22 protein-coding genes are annotated in these 24045 nt (G+C 72.2%); 16 read left to right on the top strand and 6 right to left on the bottom strand.

The annotated features are described in order from the left end of the window. Window positions 1-21: 21 nt before the first annotated feature. Together AMK18_RS27350 and AMK18_RS27345 are read right to left on the bottom strand one after the other, a co-directional pair. The gene (locus AMK18_RS27350; protein ID WP_073864869.1) at window positions 22-426 is read right to left on the bottom strand and encodes a pyridoxamine 5'-phosphate oxidase family protein; all 405 of its coding nucleotides are present in this window, start codon (window positions 424-426) and stop codon (window positions 22-24) included. Next, complete coding sequence (locus AMK18_RS27345) at window positions 423-1115, bottom strand: NAD(P)-dependent oxidoreductase (protein WP_073864868.1); 693 nt, start codon at window positions 1113-1115, stop codon at window positions 423-425. The genes AMK18_RS27350 and AMK18_RS27345 overlap by 4 nt, the downstream gene beginning before the upstream one ends. 75 nt (window positions 1116-1190) lie before the next feature. Between AMK18_RS27345 and AMK18_RS27340 the strand changes: the two genes are divergently transcribed. The 4 genes from AMK18_RS27340 (at window position 1191) to mfd (ending at window position 9283) form a co-directional block, all read left to right on the top strand. Further along, window positions 1191-1781, top strand: a complete 591-nt coding sequence (locus AMK18_RS27340; RefSeq protein WP_018104094.1) for a TetR/AcrR family transcriptional regulator — start codon at window positions 1191-1193, stop codon at window positions 1779-1781. A gap of 370 nt (window positions 1782-2151) precedes the next feature. Further along, on the top strand, window positions 2152-2940 hold the full coding sequence (locus AMK18_RS27335) for an ABC transporter ATP-binding protein (RefSeq protein ID WP_073864867.1): 789 nt from the start codon (window positions 2152-2154) through the stop codon (window positions 2938-2940). Continuing rightward, window positions 2937-5516, top strand: a complete 2580-nt coding sequence (locus tag AMK18_RS27330; RefSeq protein WP_073864866.1) for an ABC transporter permease — start codon at window positions 2937-2939, stop codon at window positions 5514-5516. Before AMK18_RS27335 ends, AMK18_RS27330 begins: the two co-directional genes overlap by 4 nt. Before the next feature lie 236 nt (window positions 5517-5752). Further along, complete coding sequence (mfd, locus tag AMK18_RS27325; protein WP_018104091.1) at window positions 5753-9283, top strand: transcription-repair coupling factor; 3531 nt, start codon at window positions 5753-5755, stop codon at window positions 9281-9283. A gap of 73 nt (window positions 9284-9356) precedes the next feature. Here the strand turns inward: mfd and AMK18_RS27320 are convergent, their stop codons facing one another. Beyond that, window positions 9357-9761, bottom strand: a complete 405-nt coding sequence (locus tag AMK18_RS27320) for an ATP-binding protein (RefSeq protein ID WP_073864865.1) — start codon at window positions 9759-9761, stop codon at window positions 9357-9359. Between the two features lie 161 nt (window positions 9762-9922). Between AMK18_RS27320 and AMK18_RS27315 the strand changes: the two genes are divergently transcribed. Beyond that, window positions 9923-10465 carry a GntR family transcriptional regulator gene (locus AMK18_RS27315; protein WP_073865044.1) on the top strand — a complete coding sequence of 181 codons (543 nt, stop codon included), beginning with the start codon at window positions 9923-9925 and terminating at the stop codon, window positions 10463-10465. Beyond that, the gene (locus AMK18_RS27310) at window positions 10462-11241 is read left to right on the top strand and encodes a GntR family transcriptional regulator (protein ID WP_073864864.1); all 780 of its coding nucleotides are present in this window, start codon (window positions 10462-10464) and stop codon (window positions 11239-11241) included. Before AMK18_RS27315 ends, AMK18_RS27310 begins: the two co-directional genes overlap by 4 nt. Window positions 11242-11245: 4 nt before the next feature. Here AMK18_RS27310 and AMK18_RS27305 read toward each other — a convergent pair whose 3' ends face one another. After that, the gene (locus tag AMK18_RS27305; protein ID WP_073864863.1) at window positions 11246-11818 is read right to left on the bottom strand and encodes a TetR/AcrR family transcriptional regulator; all 573 of its coding nucleotides are present in this window, start codon (window positions 11816-11818) and stop codon (window positions 11246-11248) included. A gap of 112 nt (window positions 11819-11930) precedes the next feature. Between AMK18_RS27305 and AMK18_RS27300 the strand changes: the two genes are divergently transcribed. Together AMK18_RS27300 and AMK18_RS27295 are read left to right on the top strand one after the other, a co-directional pair. Beyond that, complete coding sequence (locus tag AMK18_RS27300) at window positions 11931-12797, top strand: SCO6745 family protein (protein WP_073864862.1); 867 nt, start codon at window positions 11931-11933, stop codon at window positions 12795-12797. Window positions 12798-12933: 136 nt separating this feature from the next. Next, window positions 12934-13689: an HNH endonuclease family protein gene (locus AMK18_RS27295; protein WP_198957092.1), complete on the top strand. Its 756-nt coding sequence runs from the start codon at window positions 12934-12936 to the stop codon at window positions 13687-13689. Window positions 13690-13754: 65 nt separating this feature from the next. Here the strand turns inward: AMK18_RS27295 and AMK18_RS27290 are convergent, their stop codons facing one another. Then, complete coding sequence (locus tag AMK18_RS27290; RefSeq protein WP_073864860.1) at window positions 13755-14528, bottom strand: SDR family oxidoreductase; 774 nt, start codon at window positions 14526-14528, stop codon at window positions 13755-13757. Between the two features lie 78 nt (window positions 14529-14606). Here AMK18_RS27290 and AMK18_RS27285 point away from each other — a divergent pair, with 78 nt between their 5' ends. Beyond that, on the top strand, window positions 14607-15236 hold the full coding sequence (locus tag AMK18_RS27285; RefSeq protein ID WP_073864859.1) for a TetR/AcrR family transcriptional regulator: 630 nt from the start codon (window positions 14607-14609) through the stop codon (window positions 15234-15236). A gap of 60 nt (window positions 15237-15296) precedes the next feature. Here AMK18_RS27285 and AMK18_RS27280 read toward each other — a convergent pair whose 3' ends face one another. After that, entirely contained in the window at window positions 15297-16175 is an 879-nt protein-coding gene (locus AMK18_RS27280) for a DUF4190 domain-containing protein (protein ID WP_073864858.1), read from the bottom strand. Window positions 16176-16395: 220 nt separating this feature from the next. Between AMK18_RS27280 and AMK18_RS27275 the strand changes: the two genes are divergently transcribed. The 7 genes from AMK18_RS27275 to AMK18_RS27245 all read left to right on the top strand — a co-directional run bounded on the left by AMK18_RS27275 (window position 16396) and on the right by AMK18_RS27245 (window position 24037). Then, a complete protein-coding gene (locus tag AMK18_RS27275) occupies window positions 16396-18531 on the top strand; it encodes an N-6 DNA methylase (RefSeq protein WP_073864857.1) in 2136 nt (711 codons plus the stop codon). Window positions 18532-18653: 122 nt separating this feature from the next. Then, window positions 18654-19253, top strand: coding sequence for a hypothetical protein (locus tag AMK18_RS27270; protein WP_073864856.1), 600 nt, complete (start codon window positions 18654-18656; stop codon window positions 19251-19253). Then, a complete protein-coding gene (locus AMK18_RS27265; protein ID WP_018104082.1) occupies window positions 19250-20782 on the top strand; it encodes a serine/threonine-protein kinase in 1533 nt (510 codons plus the stop codon). The genes AMK18_RS27270 and AMK18_RS27265 overlap by 4 nt, the downstream gene beginning before the upstream one ends. Before the next feature lie 87 nt (window positions 20783-20869). Next, window positions 20870-21838 (top strand): glycosyltransferase family 2 protein, encoded by a 969-nt coding sequence (locus AMK18_RS27260; protein ID WP_018104081.1) that lies wholly within the window; start codon window positions 20870-20872, stop codon window positions 21836-21838. After that, on the top strand, window positions 21835-22236 hold the full coding sequence (locus AMK18_RS27255) for a GtrA family protein (protein ID WP_073864855.1): 402 nt from the start codon (window positions 21835-21837) through the stop codon (window positions 22234-22236). Before AMK18_RS27260 ends, AMK18_RS27255 begins: the two co-directional genes overlap by 4 nt. Window positions 22237-22372: 136 nt before the next feature. After that, window positions 22373-23029 carry a SurA N-terminal domain-containing protein gene (locus AMK18_RS27250; protein ID WP_018104079.1) on the top strand — a complete coding sequence of 219 codons (657 nt, stop codon included), beginning with the start codon at window positions 22373-22375 and terminating at the stop codon, window positions 23027-23029. A gap of 33 nt (window positions 23030-23062) precedes the next feature. Next, window positions 23063-24037: a nucleoside triphosphate pyrophosphohydrolase gene (locus AMK18_RS27245; protein WP_073864854.1), complete on the top strand. Its 975-nt coding sequence runs from the start codon at window positions 23063-23065 to the stop codon at window positions 24035-24037. Window positions 24038-24045: the final 8 nt, after the last annotated feature.

Raw genomic sequence — 24045 nt, 5'->3', positions numbered from 1 at the left:
TCGCTTTCTTTGTACGGGAATTCATACGTTGAGGCTCAGGAGCCGGTCGACGGTGATCTCGATGACCGTCAGGTCCGGCGGATCGGGCGGCGCCGCCCCGTAGCGCGCGGTGTAGCGGCGTACCGCCTCCGCCAGCCGTACGGGATCACCGGTCACCGAGGCCCGGCCTTCGAGGGTGATCCAGCGGAAGCCGTCCGCCTGGCAGAGCGCGACCCGGGCCGCCGGGCCGCCCGCCGACACGTTCCGCGCCTTGCGGGTGGCGGCCCGGGTGGTCACCCGGGCGAGGCCGGTGGCCGCGTCATAGGTGAAGCGGACCGGGGCCACGTGCGGGGTGCCGTCGGGGCGCAGGGTGGTGAGGGTGGCCGTGCGGTCGAGGGCGAGGAAGTCGCGGGCGGCGGCGGTGAGCCGGGGCCGGTCCGGGCTCACTTCTTCCTCACGCCCTCGTTCCAGATGAGCTTGGCGATGTTCGGCTTCACGGCGGTGGTGACGACGCCCATGGCCGTACGCACATGGCGTCGTTCCCCCAGTTCGCGCAGCATGCTCGCGGCGAGGTCGGAGCGGGCCGTGAAGACGCCGTCGGCGCTCGACGGGGCGGTGAGGTAGTCGGTGACGGCGGGGTGCTCGAAGAGGCCCGACGGGCGGACGAGCGTCCAGTCGAGGGCCGTGCGGCCGATGACGTCCTCCATGCGGCGCATGTCCGCGTGCAGGGTACGGCCCAGGCGCCGGTTCACCAGCGGGTCGAGCACGTGGTTGAAGAAGTGCGCCCCGGTGGGCCGCCACGAAGGGTCGGCGATGCTGGAGCTGACGACCAGCAGCCGCCCCACGCCGTGCCGGTTCATGGCCCGGGTGATGGCCGCCGCACTCTGCGAGTACAGGGTGACGGGCTCCTTGCTGAAGCGGGCGCCGAGCGCGGACAGGACCGCGTCCGCCCTCTCGACCGCCGCGTCCACGGCCGCCGGGTCGGTGGCGTCGGCGACGGCCGGGGTGACCCCGGGGCGGGCCGGCAGCGAACCGGGGCGGCGGACGACGGCGGTGACCTCGTGACCGGCGGCGACGGCCTGCTCGGTGAGATGGCGTCCGGTCGGGCCGGTGGCGCCGAAGAGCGTGATGCGCATGGTGTGGGCTGCTTCCTGCGGGGTGCGGTGGGAACGCCTTGACTGTGCGGATCACGCGACGCAGGCTCAACGCTGATGAATAACGCCCAGGCCGCCCCCGCCCGGACCCGGGGCCGCCCCCGGGGCAACCCGCCGACCCGCGCCTCGCTCGTCGTCGCGGCGCGGGCCCTCTTCCTGGAGCGCGGCTACCGGGCCACCACGCTGCGCGCCGTGGCCGTGGCCGCTGGGGTGGACGCGGCCCTGATCTCGTATCACTTCGGGTCGAAGCGCGGCCTGTTCGCCGAGGTGATGCAGGTCGGGTGCGCCGAGGCGCTGGCGGTGGACGAGGTGCTGCGCGGTGACCCGGCCACCCTGCCCGGACGGCTCATCGACGCGGTGACGGGCCTGTGGGAGGACGCCGACTTCCGGCGGCTCGCGAGCGGGGGCGAGGCCGCCGCGGAGGCCGTCCGCGACTACCTGGAGACGGAGCTGCTGGGGCGGCTCGTTGAATTTCTCGGGGGGCCGGACGCGACCGCCCGCGCCACCGCCGTGGTGACCGTGCTCGGCGGGATCATCTACACCCGCTATCTGAACCCCCTCCCCACCCCGGCCGCCCTCACCCCGGCCGGGACCCGCGCCGCCCTCACCCCGGCGGTCCGCGCGGCACTGGCTCCCCGGCGCCGGTAGCCCCTGTCCGGAGGGGCCGTCTCCACCCCGGGGCGTGGACCCCTGGGTGCAGTCCCTGAGACCGGGGTCCACCCGGGGGTCCAGCCCCCTAGGGGGAGCTCCTTACAGCGAGCCAGGGGCCGTTCCTCCCGGTGGAGGACGTGCGGGAGCGGGGTCTCTCCGTAGCGTGGTTGTCGTACCGCAGACGCACCGCAGGACGCACCGCACAGGCACCGCAGACACACCGCCCGAGGGGCGGGCCGCAGGGGACGGGGTGGGGAAAACCCCACCGGAAGACTGCGCTGGGCACCAGCGCGCCGGACCCCCTCCCCACAGCAGACTTCACAGCAGACGGCGACAACCCGTCGCTGACCGACATAGGAGAAAAACCGTGACAACGGCTGTAACCATTCCCAGGCACGGGGGCACTGGAGGGCGTACGGCCGTGGCTGCGCGGGCGCGGCAGGTCGTCAAGGCGTACGGGACCGGAGAGACCCGGGTCGTCGCGCTCGACCACGTCGACGTGGACATCGCCCGCGGGCAGTTCACCGCGATCATGGGCCCGTCCGGCTCCGGCAAGTCGACGCTGATGCACTGCCTGGCCGGCCTCGACACCGTGACGTCCGGACAGATCCACGTCGCCGACACCGAGATCACCGGGCTCAAGGACAAGAAGCTCACCCAGCTCCGGCGCGACCGCATCGGGTTCATCTTCCAGGCGTTCAACCTGCTGCCGACGCTGAACGCGCTGGAGAACATCACGCTGCCGATGGACATCGCGGGCCGCAAGCCCGACACCGCCTGGCTCGACCAGGTCGTGGAGACCGTCGGACTGGCCGGCCGCCTCAAGCACCGGCCGACCCAGCTCTCCGGCGGCCAGCAGCAGCGCGTCGCGGTGGCCCGGGCCCTCGCCGCCAAGCCGGAGATCATCTTCGGCGACGAGCCGACCGGAAACCTGGACTCCCGGGCCGGTGCCGAGGTCCTGAGCTTCCTGCGCAGGTCCGTGGACGAGCTGGGCCAGACCATCGTCATGGTCACCCACGACCCGGTCGCCGCCTCCTACGCGGACCGGGTGCTCTACCTCGCCGACGGGCGCATCGTGGACGAGATGCACAACCCCACCGCCGATCAGGTGCTGGACCGCATGAAGGACTTCGACGCGCGCGGGCGGACGTCATGACCGTCTGGAAGACCTCGATGCGCAACTTCTTCGCGCACAAGGGACGCATGGCGCTCTCCGCCGTCGCCGTCCTGCTCTCGGTGGCGTTCGTCTGCGGCACTCTCGTCTTCACCGACACGATGAACTCCACGTTCGACAAGCTCTTCGCCGCGACTTCGGCCGATGTCACCGTGAGCCCGAAGAACGCCGAGGTCGACGACATCCCCAAGAACGGCAAGCCGGAATCGCTTCCGGCCTCCGTCCTGGCGAGGGTCGCGAAGGCCGACGGGGTGAAGAAGGCCGAGGGCGGCGTCTCCAGCTCGGCCGTCACCGTCGTCGACAGCCACAACAAGAACATGGGCTCCGAGACCGGCGCCCCCACCATCGCCGGCAACTGGACGCAGAACGACCTGCGTTCCATGGAGATCACCTCCGGCCACGCCCCGCGCGGCCCGACCGAGGTCATGGTCGACGCCGACACCGCCGAGAAGCACCATCTGAAGATCGGCGACGAGCTGCGCACCATCGCGGCCACCGGCGACGTCACCGGCAGGATCAGCGGCATCGCCACCTTCAAGGTGACCAACCCCGGCGCGGCGATCGTCTACCTCGACACCGCCACCGCCCAGCGCGCTCTGCTCGGCGCCCCCGACACCTTCACGCACGTCTCCGTCACCGCCGCTCCCGGCGTCAGTGACAGCCGGCTGAAGCAGAACGTCGCCGAGGCGCTCGGCGGTTCGGCCGCGTACAAGCTCCAGACCCAGAAGGAGGCCGCGGCGGCGAACAAGGACTCCATGGGGTCGTTCCTCGACGTCATGAAGTACGCGATGCTCGGCTTCGCCGGGATCGCTTTCCTCGTCGGCATCTTCCTGATCGTCAACACCTTCTCGATGCTGGTCGCCCAGCGCACCCGAGAGATCGGCCTGATGCGGGCCATCGGTTCCAGCCGCAAGCAGGTCAACCGCTCGGTGCTGCTGGAAGCGGTCCTCCTGGGCATCGTCGGATCGATCCTCGGCGTCGGCGCCGGGGTCGGGCTCGCCGTCGGGCTCATGAAGGTCATGGGCGCCATCGGCATGGAGCTGTCCACCGACGACCTCACCATCGCCTGGACCACCCCGGTGACCGGCCTCGCGCTCGGCATCATCGTCACCGTCCTCGCCGCGTACGTCCCGGCCCGCCGGGCGGGCAAGGTCTCCCCGATGGCCGCCCTGCGCGACGCCGGGACCCCGGCGGACGCCAGGTCCGGCTGGGTCCGGGCGGGCCTCGGCCTCGTCGTCACCGGCGCCGGCGCGACCGCCCTGTGGTGGACGACCCGGGTCGACGAGGCGAGCGACGGTTCCGCCTTCCTCGGGCTCGGCGTGGTCCTCACCCTGATCGGCTTCATCGTCATCGGCCCGCTGCTCGCCGGAGTCGTCGTACGGGCGCTGAGCGCCGTGCTGCTGCGGTTCTTCGGCCCGGTCGGCCGGCTCGCCGAGCGCAACGCCCTGCGCAACCCGCGCCGCACCGGCGCGACCGGCGCGGCCCTGATGATCGGCCTGGCCCTGGTGGCCTGCCTGTCCGTGGTCGGTTCCTCGATGGTCGCCTCGGCCACGGACGAGCTGGACAAGTCGGTGGGGGCGGACTTCATCGTGCAGTCGGGCAACGGCCAGCCGATCGTCCCGCAGGCCGCCGAGGCGCTGGCCGCCGCGCCCGGCATCGAGCACCTCACGCACTACCGGGTCCTGGACGCCAGGCTCACCACCCCGGACGGCGTGACGAAGAAGCAGGAGGTCACGGCGGCCGACCCGAGCTACCAGCAGGACGTCCGGCGCGAGGTCCTCTCCGGCGACCTGGCGAAGGCGTACGGCGAGAACGCCATGTCGGTGGGCGAGGACTACGCCACCGCGCACCGCGTCAAGGTCGGTGACACGATCACCGTCGCGTTCGCGGGAGGCGACACGGCGAAGCTGAAGGTCGCCGCGGTCACCTCGGACGAGACGTCGCTCGACCAGGGCGCGATGTACATGAACACCTCGACCGCCCAGCAGTACGTTCCCGCCGCCAAGATGCCCCAGAACATGCTCATGTTCGCCAAGGCGAAGGACGGCGAGGAGGACGCGGCCTACGCGGCGCTCAAGGACTCGCTCGCGAAGTACCCGACGTACAAGGTCCAGAACCAGGCCGACTTCAAGGAGGACCTGAAGGACCAGATCGGCCAGCTCCTGAACGTCGTCTACGGCCTGCTCGCCCTGGCGATCATCGTCGCGGTGCTCGGTGTGGTGAACACCCTGGCCCTGTCGGTGGTCGAGCGGACCCGCGAGATCGGCCTGATGCGCGCCATCGGCCTCTCCCGCCGCCAGATGCGCCGGATGATCCGGCTGGAGTCCGTCGTCATCGCCCTCTTCGGCGCCCTGCTCGGCCTCGGCCTGGGCATGGGCTGGGGCACCTCGGCCCAGAAGCTGCTGGCCCTGGAGGGCCTGGGCGTCCTGGACATCCCGTGGCCGACGATCATCACGGTGTTCGTCGCCTCCGCCTTCGTCGGACTGTTCGCCGCCCTGGTCCCGGCCTTCCGGGCGGGCCGGATGAACGTCCTGAACGCGATCGCCACGGACGGGTGAGACACCTGATTCGACCGGCCCCGGCCCGCTCCTCGGAGCGGGCCGGGGCCGGTGCGTGTGCGGTACGTGTGTGGCTTATGGGACCCCTGTCGCGCAGCGGCCGGCTTCCCCGAGTCGTACGCTAGTAACCCCCGGCCCGTCACACGTGTCGGGCCCTTCGCGTTGCCCCCGGGGCAGCGCGCCCTGGCGGCAGCCGGCCGTCAGAGCCCTTCTTCTCACCCGGACGGAAGCCCTTCATGAGCCTGAACGGTCTGCTGGATGTCGTCGTACGTGATCCGGCGCTCGACGAAGCGGTGAAGGCCGCCGGTGACGGCCACCGGATGCACATCGACCTGGTGGGCCCGCCCGCCGCGCGGCCCTTCGCCGTCGCCGCGCTGGCCCGGGACGCCGGGCGGACCGTCCTCGCGGTCACCGCGACCGGCCGGGAGGCGGAGGACCTGGCGGCCGCGCTGCGCACCATGCTGCCGTCGGACACGATCGCGGAGTTCCCGTCCTGGGAGACCCTGCCGCACGAGCGCCTGTCGCCCCGCTCCGACACCGTGGGCCGCCGGCTCGCCGTGCTGCGGCGCCTCGCGCACCCGCGCGCCGACGACCCGGAGACCGGGCCGGTCTCGGTGGTCGTCGCGCCCATCCGGTCCGTGCTCCAGCCGCAGGTCAAGGGGCTCGCGGACCTGGAACCCGTCGCGCTGCGCACCGGGCAGAGCGCCGACCTCGGCGAGACCGTGGAGGCGCTGGCGGCAGCCGCGTACGCCCGGGTCGAACTGGTCGAGAAGCGCGGCGAGTTCGCGGTGCGCGGCGGCATCCTGGACGTGTTCCCGCCCACCGAGGAGCACCCGCTCCGGGTGGAGTTCTGGGGCGACGACGTCGAGGAGATCCGCTACTTCAAGATCGCGGACCAGCGGTCCCTGGAGGTCGCCGAGCACGGCCTGTGGGCGCCGCCCTGCCGCGAGCTCCTGCTGACGGACGAGGTGCGGGAGCGGGCCGCCGCGCTCGCCGAGGCCCACCCCGAGCTGGGCGAGCTCCTCCACAAGATCGCCGAGGGCATCGCGGTGGAGGGCATGGAATCCCTCGCCCCGGTCCTCGTGGACGACATGGAGCTCCTGCTCGACGTGCTGCCCAAGGGCGCGATGGCCGTCGTCTGCGACCCCGAGCGGGTCCGGACCCGGGCCGCGGACCTGGTCGCGACCAGCCAGGAATTCCTGCAGGCGTCCTGGGCGGCGTCGGCGGGCGGCGGCGAGGCCCCCATCGACGTCGGCGCGGCCTCGCTGCGGGGCATCGCGGATGTCCGCGAGCGGGCCCGTGAGCTGGACATGATGTGGTGGTCGATCTCCCCGTTCGCCGCCGACGCCGAGCTGGACGACGACACGCTGGCGCTGGGCATGCAGGCGCCGGAGATGTACCGGGGGGACACCGCGCGGGCGTTCGCCGACACGAAGGGCCGGCTGGCCGACGGCTGGCGCACGGTGTACGTCACGGAGGGCCAGGGGCTCGCCTCGCGTACGGTCGAGATGCTGGGCGGCGAGGGGATCGCGGCCCGGCTCGACCCGGACCTGGACGAGATCACCCCGTCCGTGGTGCACGTCTCGTGCGGGGCCATCGACCACGGCTTCGTCCACCCCGGCCTGAAGCTCGCCGTGCTCACGGAGACCGACCTCACCGGGCAGCGCACCGCCACCAAGGACCTGGGCCGGATGCCGGTGCGGCGGCGCAAGACGATCGACCCGCTGACGCTGGAGACCGGCGACTACATCGTGCACGAGCAGCACGGCGTGGGCCGCTACATCGAGATGGTGCAGCGCACGGTGCAGGGGGCGACGCGCGAATACCTGCTGGTCGAATACGCCCCCGCCAAGCGCGGGCAGCCCGGCGACCGGCTGTACATCCCGACCGACCAGCTGGAGCAGGTCACCAAGTACGTCGGCGGCGAGGCGCCCACCCTGCACCGGCTCGGCGGCGCGGACTGGACGAAGACGAAGGCGCGCGCCAAGAAGGCCGTCAAGGAGATCGCCGCCGACCTGATCAAGCTGTACTCGGCCCGGATGGCGGCCCCCGGCCACACCTTCGGCCCGGACACCCCCTGGCAGCGGGAGCTGGAGGACGCGTTCCCGTACGCCGAGACGCCCGACCAGCTGACGACGATCGCCGAGGTCAAGGAGGACATGGAGAAGTCGGTCCCGATGGACCGGTTGATCTGCGGCGACGTGGGGTACGGCAAGACGGAGATCGCGGTCCGTGCCGCGTTCAAGGCGGTGCAGGACGGGAAGCAGGTCGCCGTCCTCGTCCCCACCACGCTGCTCGTGCAGCAGCACTACGGCACGTTCACCGAGCGCTATTCCCAGTTCCCCGTCAACGTACGCGCGCTGAGCCGCTTCCAGTCCGAGGCCGAGTCCAAGGCGACGCTCGCGGGGCTGAAGGACGGCGCCGTCGACCTGGTGATCGGCACCCACCGCCTGTTCTCCTCCGAGACGAAGTTCAAGGACCTGGGCCTCGTCATCGTGGACGAGGAGCAGCGGTTCGGCGTCGAGCACAAGGAGCAGCTGAAGAAGCTGCGCGCCAACGTGGACGTGTTGACCATGTCCGCGACGCCCATCCCCCGTACGCTCGAAATGGCGGTCACCGGCATCCGTGAGATGTCGACCATCACCACCCCGCCCGAGGAGCGCCACCCGGTCCTGACCTTCGTCGGGCCGTACGAGGAGAAGCAGATCGGCGCCGCGATCCGGCGTGAACTGCTGCGTGAGGGCCAGGCGTTCTACATCCACAACCGGGTCGAGTCGATCGACCGGGCGGCGGCGCGGCTGCGCGAGATCGTGCCCGAGGCGCGGATCGCCACGGCGCACGGCCAGATGTCCGAACAGGCCCTGGAACAGGTCGTGGTGGACTTCTGGGAGAAGAAGTTCGACGTCCTGGTCTCCACGACGATCGTGGAGTCCGGCATCGACATCTCCAACGCGAACACGCTGATCGTGGAGCGCGGCGACAACTTCGGCCTCTCCCAGCTGCACCAGCTGCGCGGCCGCGTCGGCCGGGGCCGCGACCGGGGCTACGCGTACTTCCTGTACCCCCCGGAGAAGCCCCTGACGGAGACCGCCCACGAGCGCCTGGCCACGATCGCCCAGCACACCGAGATGGGCGCGGGCATGTACGTGGCCATGAAGGACCTGGAGATCCGCGGCGCGGGCAACCTCCTGGGCGGCGAGCAGTCCGGCCACATCGCGGGCGTCGGCTTCGACCTGTACGTACGCATGGTGGGCGAGGCGGTCGCCGACTACCGGGCCTCCCTGGAGGGCGGCGTGGAGGAGGAACCGCCCCTGGAGGTCAAGATCGAGCTCCCGGTCGACGCGCACGTCCCGCACGACTACGCCCCCGGCGAGCGGCTGCGCCTCCAGGCGTACCGCTCGATCGCCTCGGCGTCCTCGGAGGACGACATCAAGGCGGTCCGCGAGGAACTGACCGACCGCTACGGCAAGCTCCCCGAGCCCGTCGAGAACCTCCTCCTGGTGGCGGGCCTGCGCATGCTGGCCCGCGCCTGCGGAGTCGGCGACATCGTCCTCCAGGGCCCGAACATCCGCTTCGCCCCGGTGGAACTCCGCGAGTCCCAGGAACTCCGCCTGAAGCGGCTGTACCCGAAGACGGTCATCAAGCCGGCGGTCCACCAGATCCTGGTCCCCCGCCCGACGACGGGCAAGATCGGCGGCAAGCCGGTGGTGGGCCGGGAACTGCTGGCGTGGACGGGGGAGTTCCTTACGACGATTCTGGGGTCGTGAGGGCCGTACGGTGATCTGTCCCGGCCGCTCGCCCGAAGGCGCGGCCGGGACAGGTGCAGCATGGCGTCAGCCGTCACGGAAGTGCGGCTGCGGTGGCTGAGGTCTTGAAGACCAGCCACACGGTCTTGCCGACGACGTGGTCATCGACTCCGAAGTCGTCAGCGAGTCCCCGCACGAGGTGCAGGCCGCGTCCGGAACAGGCGTCGTCGGCGGCCTGCTGGACGCTGGGCTGACCGGGCCCGCTGTCGCGGACCTCCAGTCGTACCTGGTCCTCGACCCGGTGGAGGGCGACGCTGAACTCCCGGCCTGGCGGGACGCCGTGCAGCAATGCGTTGGTGGCGAGTTCCGAGACGCACAGCCTTATGTCCTCGATCAAGGTGTGAAGCTGCCACTCGGCGAGGACGCCGGTAACGAATTCGCGTGAGGCACCGACAGAGGTGCGCCTGCGGGTGAAGCGTCGTTGCTGCACCAGGGACACGGTGGTTCACCGCCTTGCTTGCGGGTTGTAACGTGGCGATGACCTTACTGCTATTCGCGAAAGGCGGCCAAGTTGTCTCTCGTGGGGATGCGAGTGCGCCTCCCGCCTGGAGATGAGGCACGCTGGGTGTCGTGTCGGTGGGAGCTGTGGAGGAGAAGGACATGGGCGGTAACGAATGGGTCAGCACGTCGACGCCCTACCTCGCCGCGTCCTCCGGCGCCCCGGGCGACACCTGGGCGGCCGAGGCTTCCGCCGAGGGGCGCCGGGGAAGCCAGCGCATCGTCCAGGCGGGCGAGGTGGCCGCCCCGGAAGCGGTCGCGGAGCTGCTCGGGGTGGCGGCCGGGGAAAACGTGGTCGCCCGGCGCAGGATCATGTACCTCGACGGCGTGCCCTGCGAGTTGACGGACACGTACTACCCGCTGGGCATCGCTGGCGGCACCGGCCTCGCCGGTACGGCCAAGATTCCCGGTGGGGCGGTCAGGCTCCTGGCGGAGCTGGGTCATGTCGGCGTACGCGTACGTGAAGAGGTGACCGCGCGGCGCGCGACCGGCCCCGAGGCCGAGCAGCTGGCGATGGCAGAGGGGGACCCGGTCCTCCAGCTGACGCGACTCACCCTGGACGAGGCGGACCGGCCCCTTCAGGTCGACGTCATGGCCATGCCCCCGCGACGCCAGAAGCTGCGCTACGAGATCAAGATCGGATGACTGTGCCCAGACCCGAAGCCGATGCCGCCGACCACCGTTCGTTGCATGAGCGGATCGCGGCTGATCTCAGGGACCAGATCATGGGCGGAGACCTCGCGCCCGGCGCGAATCTGCCCTCGACGGCCCACCTCAAGGAGCGGTTCGAGGCCTCGAACGCGACGGTCCAGAAGGCGGTGCAGCTGCTCAAGGACGAGGCGCTGGTGATCGGCAGGGCGGGCGCGTCGGTGACCGTCCGCGAGCACCGCCAGCGGACCGTGCGCCCGGCTGCGTCCATGGCCCCGGCGGGCGCGGGGGAACCGTACCGCTGGCTGACCGAAGCGGCGAAGGGCGGCGCTCGGGCGCACAGCACCCTGCTCGAAGTGGCCGAGGTCCGGCCACCGGCGGATGTCGCGGAGGCGCTGAGGCTTGCGGAGGGCGATCCGGCCCTGCTGCGGCGCCAGTTGCTCGTGATCAACGACGAACCCGCCGAACTCGTGGCCTCGTACTACCCGCTGGACATCGTCAGCGGTACGCCGATGGCGGCTCGCCGCAAGATCCCGGGTGGAACCCCGACGCTGCTCGCGGAGCTGGGATACCCTCCACGGCTCAGCGTCGACCGCGTGTCCGCGCGGGTGCCCACTCAGGAGCAGTACCAGGCGCTGCGCCTGCCCGGCGGCCTGCCGGTTCTGCGTACGCTGCGCGTCGTCTACAGCGATGGTGAGCGGCCCATCGAGGCCACGGTCATGGTGAAGGCCGGGCATCTGTACGAGGTGCAGTACGAGTTCACGGCCGAATAGGCCTTCACCGGCCGGGCACGTCCCCGGGGCTGAACAGCAGTCGGCCGACCAGGCGGAAGACCTCTTCCGGGTCGCGGTCGCCCACCGCGTCGTCCAGGTTGCCGCTCAGCAGCAGCGTGGCGAAGCCGTGGGCGAGGGACCAGGCGGCCACGCCTGCCACGCGGGGGTCGTCGGTGGGGGGCCGGTCGGCGACCCCCGCGCGTAGTTCCGCCGTGGCGCGGTCCTTCGCGGCCAAGAGGTCCTCGTCGTCCGTGCGGTACAGGTCCGGCTGGAACATCACCTGGAAGTGGGCCGGGTGCGCCCGCGCGAACCGTACGTACGCCACGCCCCGCTCCTGGAGGTCCGGGGCCGCCGCCAGGGTGTCCGCGAACAGGGCGTAGCCCTCGGCGGCGATCGCGGTCAGCAGGCCGGTGCGGTCCTTGAAGTGGTGGGCGGGGGCGGCGTGGGAGACGCCCGCCCGGCGGGCCAGGTCGCGCAGGCTGAGCGCGGCGGGGCCCTCGGTGCGGATGACGTCGAGGGCGGCGGCGAGGACGGCCCGCCGCAGGTCGCCGTGGTGGTAGGCGCGGTCGCTGGTCATGGACAGCAGGTTACGCGGGATCTAGTCGTTGACAAGTTCGCCGATGACGCGCACTCTGGGGATCTAGGCAGTGGCTAGATGGCCGGTGCGTGGCGTGGCGGAAGGTGTGGACATGTCTGAGGACCTGATGCGTGTACGGCAGCTGTGGCACCTGCTGGAGCCGGTGCACGCCGTCCTGTACTACGCGCCGGAGGCGTTCGAGGAGGCCGCCGCGCTCGGATACGCGGTCGATGAGCGGTGGCCGAGCTACTTCGCCTGGCGCGCGGCGCCGCTGGGCGCGGCGGGGGCGGACCGGGTCGGGGAGACGTTCCACAGCTTCAGCCCGCGCATGGTCGGCGCGTACGTCCCCGCCGTCTGGTCGGTCGCCTCGCCGGACGCGGTGCTGGCCGCGCGGGAGCGGGCCGTCGACCGTACGTACCAGGCGCTCCTGGGCGACGGGACCGCCTCGCCGGACACGGCCGAGGCCGCCGCGCTGCTGCGGCGCGTCGCGGAGGCGGCCGATACGGCGGACCGGCCGATGGCCGCCGCGAACGCCGCGCTGCCCTGGCCCGACGCACCCCACCTCGCCCTGTGGCACGCGGCGACCGTCCTGCGCGAACACCGGGGCGACGGCCACCTCGCGGCCCTCGCGCACGCGGAGCTGGACCCCGTCGAGTCGCTGGTCTCCTTCGCGGCGATCGGGGCGGCCCGACGCGAGGTCTTCGGCAGCCGGGGCTGGGACGAGGGGGAGTGGCAGGCGGCGCTCGACCGGCTGGAGAAGCGGGGCCTGGTGACCGCCGACGGCACGGCGACCGAGGCGGGCCGGGCGCTGCGGGCCGAGGTCGAGCGGCGTACGGACGAGGCGGCGGCGGGTCCGTGGCGGGTGCTCACGTACGCGGAGCGGGAACGGCTGGTCGCACTGCTGGGCCCGCTGTGGGTGGCGGCGATCGGGTCGGGGCTGCTGCCGTCCGAGAACACGCTGGGCATCGGCAAGGTGTGATCAGGCCCGCACGCGGGAACGGATCGCAGCCATGAAATCCTCCTGGCGGGGAAGACGTTCGTAGAATTCCCTGGTTGGTTCGGCTTTCTCACCGTCAGGACGGCTACGAGTGATATCTCCCCGCGTGTGTCGAGTGATGGTCCCCGCCCTGGCCGCCACGGCCGTGCTGACGCTGAGCGGCTGCGACCCCGACCAACTGCCCAAGGACATCGACACCACCGGCGGCGGCGCGGACGGCGGCGGCCAGTCCGCCACCGGCTTCGGCGCCAGCCCGCTGACGAACGACGACGGGACGAAGCCCGGCCTCGCGCCCCTCACCTCCGACAAGGACCGTGCGGCGGCACGGAAGATCATCGAGAAGGTCGCCACCAAGGGGCGCGGCCCCAAGACCGGTTACGAGCGGGACAAGTTCGGGTACGCGTGGAAGGACTCGGTGGACGACGTCCCCCTGTCCCACAACGGCTGCGACACCCGCAACGACCTGCTCGCCCGGGACGGCAAGGACGTCGAGCTGCGCTCCGGTTCGAAGTGCGTGGTCGTCTCCATGACGCTCAAGGACCCGTACACCGGCAAGACCATCGAGTGGCGCAAGCAGCAGGCGACCAAGGTCCAGATCGACCACGTGATGCCGCTGTCGTACGACTGGCAGATGGGCGCCGCCCACTGGAACGAGTCCAAGCGCCAGCAGATCGCCAACGACCCGCTCAACCTCATCCCCGTCGACGGCCCGGCCAACAACGCCAAACGCGACGCGGGCCCCGCGACCTGGCTCCCCCCGTACAAGCCGATCCGCTGCGCGTACGTGCTCCGCTTCGCGCAGGTCTCCCTGAAGTACGACCTGCCGGTGACGAGCGCGGACAAGGACATGATGCTGAAGCAGTGCGGCGGCTGACGCGGCGGTAGTCACGAGGGGCGGCGGGCCCGGTCCGCCGCCCTCCCCGTGCCCCGGCCGCGTCCTCAGAGCCCCGAGCCCCCCGTCGCGTCGATCACCGTGCCCGTCACCCAGCGGGAGTCGTCCGAGGCGAGGAACGCCACGACGTCCGCGACGTCGCGCGGCTGTCCGACGCGGCCCAGGGCGGCCAGGGACGCGGACCGGGCCTCCGCCTCCGCGTCGCCGCGCAGCCAGTCCGCGTTGATGTCGGTGTCGATGATGCCGGGGGCCACCGAGTTGACCGTGATGCCGCGCGGGCCCAGCTCCTTGGCGAGGGTCAGCGTGAAGTTGTCCAGGGCGCCCTTCGTCGCGCTGTAGGCGATGATGTTCGGCATCGCGATCCGGGCCGCGCCGCTGGATATGTTGATGACCCGGCCGCCGTCGCGCAGCCGGCCGAGCCCGTGGCGGACGATGAAGAACGGTGCCCGCACGTTGACGGCGAAGACCTTGTCGAACGCCTCCTCGGTGAGCGAGGACAGCTCGGAGTAGAGCCCGGCGCCCGCGTTGTTCACGATGATGTCCACCCCGCCGTCGGGCGCGTGCGCGGTGATCTCCGCGTCGAACGCCTCCCACAGCGCGGCCGCGTCCCCATGGGTGCCCAGCTCTGCCCGGAGGGCGAACGCCGAGCCGCCGTTCTTCCGGATGACCTCCACGACCTCGTCGGCCGCTGCCGCGTCCCTGGCGTAGGCGACGGCGACGACGGCGCCCTCGCGTCCGAGGCGTTCCGCGATGCCCCTGCCGATGCCCCGGCTGCCACCGGTGACCAGTGCGACCTTGCCCTCAAGTGCGTGTGCAGGCATGACTGTTACCCCTCAGCTATTTGTTGAGTGATCGTTCCAGAAAGAACGTAGCACGACTTCTTGAGCGGGCGCTCTAGAATGTGGGGCATGGGTGAGACAGGTGCGGTGCGCGGACGGCCGCGCTCCTTCGACCGGGACGCCGCGCTCGCGGCGGCCGTCCGGCTGTTCTGGGAGCGGGGATACGGGGCGACCTCGATCGGTGAGCTGACGGAGGCGATGGGCATCCGGCCCGCGAGCCTCTACGCCGCGTTCGGCGACAAGCGGTCGCTCTTCGAGGAGGCGGTCGCCGCGTACGGGAGGACGCCCGTCGGGACCTTCATGCGCGACGCCCTGGAACAGGAGCCCACGGCCTACCGCGCGTTCGCACGCCTCCTGCGGGAGGCCGCGCGGATCTACGCGGACCGCTCGCACCCGGCGGGCTGCATGGTGATCAGGGGGGCCGCGAACGTCACCCCGCAGGACGCCGGGGTGGCCGACCGTCTGAGGGGCGTGCGCAACTCCAACATCACGGCCTGGGAAGCGCGGCTGCGGGACGCGCAGCGCGCGGGCGAACTGCCGGCGCGGGTGAACCCCCGGGCCCTCGCCGGGTACTTCGCGACAGTCGTCCAGGGCATGTCGCAGCGCTCCTGCGACGGGGCGGGCCCGGAGGAGCTGGCCGAGATCGCCGAACTGGCGCTGGCCGCCTGGCCGGGGGAGCGCGAGGGCTGAGCCGACGCGGAAAACCCGCCCTGGGGGCGGGTTCCGCGGGGGCCGGGCACGCTGCGCGGGTCAGAGCTTCAGGTCCCACTGCGTCGAGTCGTACGTGAAGCTGGGGCTGACCTCCACGGTGAGGTTCTTCGCGTCGGCCGGTGCGTCGAACGCGTAGAGCACCGTGACCTTCTTGCCCGGCAGGATCGTGCCGGTGAAGCCCGAGCCGACCTTGTCGTCGAAGATCTGCTCCGCGTCGACCCCGTCCTTCCCGGCCCGTCCCTCGACGGTGACCAGCGCCGAGTCGAACTTCTCCTTGCCCGCGTTCTCGATCACCACGGCGACCTGGTACGCCTTGTTGCCCTTGGTGTGACCGGCCGCGAACTCGCCGGGGGAGTACTTCGTCGCGTCGCCCACCGTGACCGTGAGGTCGTCGTCGTACACGATCGCGTCACCGGCCTCCAGTGCCTCACCGGTGGGCTTCTCCTCCTTGCCGGCCTTGTCGTCGCCGGACTTCTCCTTCTCCGCGCCCTTGCCGGCGTCCTCGCCCGCCTTCGGCTTCGCGGACGTCTTCGTGTCCGACACCGCCTTGTTCAGGTCGTCCACCGCGTCGTCCACCGCCTTGAAGGTGATCACCGCGCCGACCACCGACATGATCAGCGCGATCAGCGCGAGGACCGTGCCGAACGTGGCCATCTTCTTGTTCGTCGCCTCGCCCCTCTTGGCGCGGCCCCGGCCCACGAGCCCCAGGATCAGCGCGATCGTCCCGAGGATGCCCGCCAGCCAGAAGAGGAACGGGATCAGGCCCGACACCGCACCGATGAGCCCGAGGATCAGGGCGGCGATGCCCAGTCCGTTGCGCGCGGGGCGCAGGCCGGGCGCGTGAGCGGGGCCGTACGGCTGCTGCGGCTGGGAGTGCGGGGGCTGCGGGGACTGCGGCGGCTGCGTGAACTGGGACATGGCTGTGCCCTTCGGCAAGTACGGGATGAAGTGGTGAGCGGATCCACCTGATGCCGCTCGTTCAGCGACGGGTCAATCACAGCATCATCTGTGAACCGAGTCAACACGGTTCACGCGAAACAGGTTCGTGCACGCCGTGAATCGATGGCGAGTGCGCTGCTGTGTACGGGTCGGTATGCTCGCCCCGACCCGCCAGCGGTACAGCACAGGGAGACAGCAAGTGCCGGAGAACGCGACAGAGGTGACCGCCGCCGGGATCGCCCGCCTGGCGGGCGTGGGGCGCGCCGCCGTCAGCAACTGGCGCCGCCGGCACGCCGACTTCCCCCAGCCCGTGGGCGGCACCGAGACCAGCCCGTCCTTCGCCCTGTCCGAGGTCGAGCGGTGGCTGCGCGACCAGGGCAAGCTGGTCGAGGTCCCCCTCCGCGAACGCGTCTGGCAGCAGCTCGCCGGCCACCCGGCGGGCCCCGTCACCGCCCTCGTCCACACCGGCTGCGCCCTGCTCCTGGTGAACCGCAGCCCCGCCGCCTGGCGGGAGATCACCGGTGTGTCCGACGAGCGGATGGCCGGGGTGCTCTCGCTCGCCCTGGACGACGCCCTCGCCGACCGCTTCGGCCCCGCAGGGAACGGGCGCGCCGTCCGCACCCCGGACCGCGCCGAGCTCCTGCCGTCCGTGCCGCTGCTGCGCGGCGCCGCCGAGCTGGCCGCCGGGACCGCCGGGACCGGCGTCCACGAGACGTACGAGTTCCTGCTCGGCCGTCAGCTCGACGCCAACCCGCGCCAGTACACGCTCACCCCGCCCGGGCTCGCCGAACTGATGGCGGAGCTGGCCGGCACCGGCGGACCCGGCGTGCGCACGGTGCTCGACCCGGCGGCGGGCACCGGCGCCCTGCTGACCGCGGCCCTCGGCCCGGCGGACGCCGCGGGAGCCCCCGACGCCACGAGTAGCCCCACCGCCCTCCACGCCCAGGAGAGCGACCCCGGCCTCGCCGCCGTCACCGCGCTCCGCCTCGCCCTGCGCACCGCGGACACCCCGCGCACCGCCCCCGGCGAGCGCACCCTCGACGTGCGCACCGGGGACACCCTGCGCACCGACGCCTTCCCGCGCCTGGCCGCCGACGCGGTGCTCTGCCACCCGCCGTTCAACGAGCGCAACTGGGGCCACGACGAACTCGCCTACGACCCGCGCTGGGAGTACGGCTTCCCCGCCCGCACCGAGTCCGAACTCGCCTGGGTGCAGCACGCGCTGGCCCGGCTGCGCGACGGCGGCACCGCCGTCCTCCTGATGCCGCCCGCCGCCGCCTCCCGCCGCTCCGGCCGCCGTATCCGCGCCGACCTCCTGCGCCGGGGAGCCCTGCGCGCCGTCATCGCGCTCCCGGCCGGCGCCGCGCCCCCGTACGGCATCCCGCTCCACCTGTGGGTGCTCCGCAGGCCCGGCGCCGAGCCGCAGCCCACGCCCGAACTGCTGCTGATCGACACCGCGGAGCCCGCCGAGCAGACCACCGGCGGCGGCCGGGACCGCCTCGACCTGACCGCCCTGCGCCACGCGGTGCTCGACGCCTGGCACGCGTACGAGGGACAGCAGCCGCAGCCCACGGCACCGCACTCCGCCGCCTCCCGCACCGTCCCCGTCATCGAACTCCTCGACGACGACGTGGACCTCGCCCCCGCCCGCCACCTCCCGTCCCCCGCAGCCACCGGCGGACCCGCCGAGCTCGTCGTCGTACGGGAGCGGCTGACCACGACCCTGGGCCTCGCCACGAGCCTCACCCCGCCGCCCCCCGCGCCCACCGCACCCGCACACCGCCCGCTCACCACCCTCGGCGAACTCGCCCGCGCGGGTGCCCTCCAGCTGCGCCACGGAGGCGCCGGCACCGGGACCGGCCCCGTTCTCACCGAGCACGACGTGCTGGGCGGCACACCGCCCTCCGGCGCCCCGGCCACCGGCGCCCCCGAGGAGCCCGTCCTGGTCGAGGCGGGCGACGTCGTCGTTCCCGTGCTCGGCGGCGTCACCGTCGTCCGGGTCGTGGACGAGGCCACCGCGGGCGCCGCGCTCGGCCGCAACCTCCAGCTGCTGCGCCCCGACCCGGCCGTGCTCGACCCCTGGTTCCTCGCCGGCTTCCTGCGCGGCACCACCAACAACCGGCAGGCCAGCAGCCACGCCTCCACCGCGACCCGGCTCGACGCCCGCCGCCTCCAACTGCCGCGCCTGCCCCTGGCGGAGCAGCGGCGGTACGGCGAACGGTTCCGCGCGCTCGCCGCGTTCGAGGACGCGCTGCGGCTCGCCGGACGCCTCGGCGGACAGCTCGTCCAGGGCCTCTACGACGGACTGACGGACGGTACGGTCACGCCGGAGTGACCGGAACCACAACGGTTCCGCACAACCCCGAGGCGTCTGTCGGTGTCGCCCCTTACGCTCGGATCCGCACGCACGCCCGTGTGCGCGCGGACGTTTCACGACCAGGCAATCCAGGAGCAGCCATGTACGCCCCGGGTCTTCCGCCCACGGCGCCGCGCCGAGTCCCCGGCAGGGCCTGGATCGTCTCCATGCGCGTGCTGTTCGTCCTGATCGCGGTCTGCTCCCTGGGCTTTCTGCTGTGGGCGCCGCTGATCAGGCTCGCGTACGTCCGCCGCCGCACCCTCGACTGGTGGACGGCCGGCGCCGGCTTCGCGTTCGTCTGTGTGGTGGTCGCCGTGCTCGGCAGGAACGAGCCGAAGGTGGAGGCGGACAGCCTCGACAACGCGTTCATAGCGCTGCAGCTCCTGGTCCTCGCGGCCGCCTGCGTGTACTACCTCGTCGCCGACGTACGTTTCCACGCGCGCCTGACCGGGAAGGGCGCCGGACTCCCGCACCAGGGGCCCGGCCACGCGTACGTCACCACCGTGCCCGTGCCCACGCCTCCGTACGGACAGCAGCAGCCCTACCCGCCGCACCCCGGACAGCAGCAGCCCTACCCGCTTCCCCTCACGCGCTGCCCCCAGCCGGAGGACGCCCGCCCCGCCCCGCCCCAGCGCATCGACCAGGTCCGGGCCGAGCTGGACGAGCTGAGCGACTACCTCCGCAAGGAGGAGGGCCGGTGAACGGTCGCCTCATCGGCGGGCGGTACGAGCTGGCGACGATCCTCGGCCAGGGCGGCATGGGCCAGGTCTGGACGGCCTACGACCAGCGCCTCGACCGCCGGGTCGCGGTCAAGCTGCTGCGCCCCGACCGGGTCACCGGTCCCATCGGCAGCGAGGCCGCCGAGGAACTGCGCCGCCGCTTCGTCCGCGAGTGCCGGGTCACCGCGCAGGTGGACCACCCGGGCCTGGTCACCGTGCACGACGCGGGAAGCGACGGCGACGACCTGTTCCTCGTCATGCAGTACGTGGAGGGCGCCGACCTCGGCGACCACCTCGCCGAGCACGATCCGTACCCCTGGCCCTGGGCCGTCGCGGTGGCCGCGCAGCTGTGCGCCGTCCTCAGCGCCGTTCACGCCGTGCCGATCGTCCACCGCGACCTCAAGCCCCGTAACGTGATGGTCCGTCCGGACGGCACCGTGCTCGTCCTCGACCTCGGCGTCGCGTCCGTCCTCGACACCGACACCACCCGCCTCACGCACACCGGTTCGCCCATCGGCTCCCCGGCCTACATGGCCCCCGAGCAGGCCATGGGCGGCGCGGTCGGCCCGTACACCGACCTCTACGCACTCGGCGTCCTGCTGCACGAACTGCTCAGCGGTGACGTGCCGTTCGCCGGGTCCACCGCCCTCGGGGTGCTGCACCGGCACCTGTACGAACCGCCGCTGCCGGTCCGCCGGATCCGGCCCGACATCCCCGAGGCGCTGGAAGCGCTCGTGCTGCGGCTGCTCGCCAAGGACCCGCAGCACCGCCCGGACAGCGCCCAGGAGGTGTACGAACACCTCGCCCCGCTGCTGCCCGCGCGCGGCTCCCGGCCGCCCGCCGGGCCGCTCGACCCCACCCGCCCCTTCCTGCGCCCGCACGCCCCCTGGCCCGACCGCGCCACGGTCCCGCCGCCCGCCATGCCCGCCACCCCGCCCGCGCGTACGGACGTCGCCGCCGCCGTGGACGAGGTCAAGCGGCTCCTCGGCGAGGGCCGCATCACCCAGGCCGTGGACATGCTCGGCGGGCTCCTCCCGGTCGCCGCCGAACAGCACGGCTCCGGCTCCCCGGTGGTCCGCATCCTGCGCAAGCAGTACGCGGCGACCCTCATGGACGACGGGCAGTACCGCCGCGCCCTGCCCGAACTGCGCCGGCTCGCCGACGACCGGGCCGCCGAGGCGGGCTCCGCCGACCCGCAGACCCTCGGCTACCGCTGCGACGTCGCCCAGTGCCTGGAACAGCTCGGCGAACCCGCCGCCGCGCTCGCGGAGTACCGCGCGGTGCTGCCGTACTACGAGAACCAGTACGCCACGGGCAACGACCCGGCACGCTCGTACGAGATCCGCCACCGCATCGGGCAGCTGCTGCTCGCCCTCGGCGACCACGCGAACGCGCGCGCCCAGCTCCAGTCCCTGCTGTACGACACCGAGCGCACCTACGGACCGCACCACCCGCTGCCCGTCGAGCTGCGCCGGCAGCTGGAACGCCAGATGGAGGTCCGGGGCGGCTGAGGCCCGGGACGGGCCGTTCACCCGATGGCCGCCCACCGGCCACACCGGGCTCCGGAGGGCGACACATCGACCGGTTGATGTACATGGGTGCTGATCTCGCTGGTGGTGCCTTGTTTCAACGAGGAAGAGATCCTCGAACGCTTCCATGAACGCGTCACGGACGAAATGTCCCGTCTCGGGGACGCGTTCGAGGTCGTCTACGTCGACGACGGAAGCGCCGACCGGACCCTGCCCCTCATCCAGGAGCTGGCGACCGCCGACCCGCGCGTCCGGTACGTCTCCTTCAGCCGCAACTTCGGCAAGGAGGCCGCCATGCTGGCCGGTCTCCAGCACGCCGAGGGGGACGCCGTCGTCCTGATGGACGCCGACCTCCAGCACCCGCCGGAGCTGGTCGGACGCATGCTCCAGGAGCACGCCCGGGGCTACGACCAGGTCATCGCCCGCCGCACCCGCGCCGGCGACCGCGTCACCCGTACCCTCTCCGCACGCGCCTACTACTGGCTGATCAACCGCCTCGTGGACGTCGAACTGGTCGACGGCGTCGGGGACTTCCGGCTCCTCTCCCGCCGCGCGGCCGACGCCGTGCTCTCGCTCACCGAGTACAACCGCTTCTCCAAGGGCCTCTTCTCCTGGGTCGGCTTCCCCACCACGACGTTCAGTTACGAGAACGCCGTACGGGAACAGGGCCGCTCCGCCTGGACCTTCGGCAAGCTCCTCAACTACGGGCTCGACGGGCTGCTCTCCTTCAACAACAAGCCCCTGCGCGCCGCCCTCTACCTCGGCCTGCTCCTCACCTCCGTCGCCCTCGCCTACGCCGCCTGGATCGTCGGCGTCGCCCTCGTGCGGGGCGTCGACACCCCCGGTTACGTCACCCTGCTCGTCGTCGTCACCGCGCTCGCCGGCGTCCAGATGGTCCTCGCCGGGGTCGTCGGCGAATACGTCGGGCGCATCTACTACGAGGTCAAGCGCCGCCCGCACTTCCTGGTCAAGGCCACCAACACCCGGACCCGCGAAGCGGCCGCCGAGCCGGAGCCCCGGGAGTTCGTACGCCGATGACGGTCACCGCACAAATGGCACGTTTCGCGGTCGTCGGCGCGGTGAACACCGGCACGTACTACGGCTTCTACCTGCTCCTGCTGCACTGGCTGCCGTACATCGCCGCCCATGTGCTCGCCTTCGCGCTCAGCATGACCGGCTCGTTCTTCCTGAACTCGTACTTCACGTACCGCACCCGGCCCACCTGGCGGAAGTTCCTGCTTTTCCCCCTCACCAACGCGGCCAACTTCGTCATCACCACCGGCGGCGTCTACCTCCTGGTCGACCTGGCCGGATTCAGCGACCGCTACGCCCCGCTGGTTGCCGCCGCGGCCGCCATTCCGATCACGTTCGTGGTGTCGCGCACGATCATGCTGCGGCCGGACATACCGCCGAAGACGGCCGAACGCGTCGGCTGAGCCGCCCCGGGGCGGCCCGCATCCCCAACTCCTCCCGAATCGTTGGTCGAATCAGTGGCCCGGACCGGTTCCACTCCCTAACATCGATCACCGCAAGGCTTTGTGCACCGCCGCACAATCTCCTCGGGAGGCTCCTTTGCACCGCCGCCGTCGCACCGCGCTCACCGTCTCCGCCGCGCTGCTCGCCGCAGCGCCGCTCCTCTCCGCCTGTGGCAGCCAGGCCCACCCCGGCGCCGCGGCCGTCGTCGGCGGCGACCGGATCACGGTGTCCACCGTGCAGGCGCAGGTGGCCGACGTGCGCGAGGCGCAGGGCTCGTCCCCGCAGTCCGCCCAGCTCACCGACCAGTCCGGCCAGCTGGCCCGCGCCAAGCTGCACGGGCTGATCCTGGACCGCGTCCTCGACCGGGCCGCGGCGGACGCGGGCGTCACGGTGAGCCGCGCGGAGATCCAGCAGATGCGCGCGTCGGCCGTCGCCCAGTACAGCGGCGAGAAGGGGCTGCGGCAGGCCGTCCTCCAGGAGCGCTGGCTCGCCCCGGGCCAGATCGACGCCTTCCTGCGCGAGCAGATCCAGATCACGAAGCTCGGCCAGGCCCTCGGCGCCGACCCGTCGACGCCCGAGGGCACCAAGGCCATCGGCGACGCGCTGACCAAGGCGTCCAAGGCGCTCCACGTCGACGTCAACCCCCGCTACGGCACCTGGGACAACCAGCAGATCCAGCTGGGCGACTACAAGGCCCCGTGGATCTCCCAGGTCACCAAGCCCGCCCAGGCGGCCGCCGAGGCCGGGGCCTGAGCCCCCTGTGACGGCCGGGGTAGATTCGGTGGCGTGAACGCTGAAGACCCCGGCCGCATCGTCCTGCTCACCGTCAGCCACCGGGTCGCGCCCGGACTGCTGTCCTGGCCCGCCTGGCAGGCGCTGCACGGCGCCGACGAGGTGCGCTGCGGCGAGCCGGAGCAGCCGCAGCTGCCGTATCTGAGCGAGGCCGGCGTCGCCGTCACCCCGGGCGTCCCGGACGCCCGGGAGCTCGTGGACGCCTGCGCGGGCGGCCGCACCGTGGTCGTCCTCACCGGCGGCGCGGGCGACCAGCCGCTCACCGACGGCCTCGCCCGGCTGGCCGGCTCGGGGCGGGTCCGGATGCCGGACCTGGAGCTGCTGCCGGGCTCGTACGACCTGCCGGGCGCCCGGCTCATCGACCTCGTCCAGGTCATGGACCGCATCCGCGTCGAGTGCCCCTGGACCTCGCAGAAGACCCACAAGGGCCTCGCCAAGTACGCCATTGAGGAGGCGTACGAGCTGGTCGAGGCGATCGAGGACGGCGACCGCGAGGAGCTGCGCGAGGAGCTCGGGGACGTACTGCTCCAGGTCGTCTTCCACGCGCGCATCGCGGAGGAAGGCCTTCCAGGAAGTGGTGAGGAGCCGTTCTCCGTGGACGACGTGGCCGGCACCCTCATCGAGAAGCTGATCCACCGCCACCCGCACGTCTTCGGCGACGAGACCGCCGAGACCCCGGAGGACGTCCACGCGCACTGGCTGCGCACCAAGGCGATCGAGAAGCAGCGTGAATCCGTCACCGACGGGGTACCGCTCGGCCAGCCCGGCCTGGCTCTCGCCGCGAAGCTCGCGAGCCGGGTCCGTACCGCCGGACTCGACGTGCCGCTCCCCGAGGGCGACGACATCGGCTACCGCCTCCTCGCCCTCGCCGTGCGCGCCCAGGAGGAGGGCGTCGACCCGGAGGCCGCGCTGCGCGCCGCGGGACGCGCGTACCGGGACGCGATCCGGACGGCGGAGGGCACCGGATAACGTCGGGG

The sequence above is a fragment of the Streptomyces sp. CB01249 genome (assembly GCF_001905735.1).
Classification (GTDB): Bacteria; Actinomycetota; Actinomycetes; order Streptomycetales; family Streptomycetaceae; genus Streptomyces.
Note: the sequence above shows the minus strand (reverse complement) of the source record. Positions and strands in the feature narration are given on the sequence as shown.

What these genes read in the sequence shown, in the direction of transcription:
- AMK18_RS27345 (WP_073864868.1), bottom strand. Translation starts at nt 1,115, where the DNA reads ATGCGCATCACGCTCTTCGGCGCCACCGGCCCGACCGGACGCCATCTC.
- AMK18_RS27340 (WP_018104094.1), top strand. Translation starts at nt 1,191, where the DNA reads ATGAATAACGCCCAGGCCGCCCCCGCCCGGACCCGGGGCCGCCCCCGG.
- AMK18_RS27330 (WP_073864866.1), top strand. Translation starts at nt 2,937, where the DNA reads ATGACCGTCTGGAAGACCTCGATGCGCAACTTCTTCGCGCACAAGGGA.
- mfd (WP_018104091.1), top strand. Translation starts at nt 5,753, where the DNA reads ATGAGCCTGAACGGTCTGCTGGATGTCGTCGTACGTGATCCGGCGCTC.
- AMK18_RS27315 (WP_073865044.1), top strand. Translation starts at nt 9,923, where the DNA reads ATGGGCGGTAACGAATGGGTCAGCACGTCGACGCCCTACCTCGCCGCG.
- AMK18_RS27310 (WP_073864864.1), top strand. Translation starts at nt 10,462, where the DNA reads ATGACTGTGCCCAGACCCGAAGCCGATGCCGCCGACCACCGTTCGTTG.
- AMK18_RS27305 (WP_073864863.1), bottom strand. Translation starts at nt 11,818, where the DNA reads ATGACCAGCGACCGCGCCTACCACCACGGCGACCTGCGGCGGGCCGTC.
- AMK18_RS27300 (WP_073864862.1), top strand. Translation starts at nt 11,931, where the DNA reads ATGTCTGAGGACCTGATGCGTGTACGGCAGCTGTGGCACCTGCTGGAG.
- AMK18_RS27295 (WP_198957092.1), top strand. Translation starts at nt 12,934, where the DNA reads ATGGTCCCCGCCCTGGCCGCCACGGCCGTGCTGACGCTGAGCGGCTGC.
- AMK18_RS27290 (WP_073864860.1), bottom strand. Translation starts at nt 14,528, where the DNA reads ATGCCTGCACACGCACTTGAGGGCAAGGTCGCACTGGTCACCGGTGGC.
- AMK18_RS27285 (WP_073864859.1), top strand. Translation starts at nt 14,607, where the DNA reads ATGTGGGGCATGGGTGAGACAGGTGCGGTGCGCGGACGGCCGCGCTCC.
- AMK18_RS27280 (WP_073864858.1), bottom strand. Translation starts at nt 16,175, where the DNA reads ATGTCCCAGTTCACGCAGCCGCCGCAGTCCCCGCAGCCCCCGCACTCC.
- AMK18_RS27270 (WP_073864856.1), top strand. Translation starts at nt 18,654, where the DNA reads ATGTACGCCCCGGGTCTTCCGCCCACGGCGCCGCGCCGAGTCCCCGGC.
- AMK18_RS27255 (WP_073864855.1), top strand. Translation starts at nt 21,835, where the DNA reads ATGACGGTCACCGCACAAATGGCACGTTTCGCGGTCGTCGGCGCGGTG.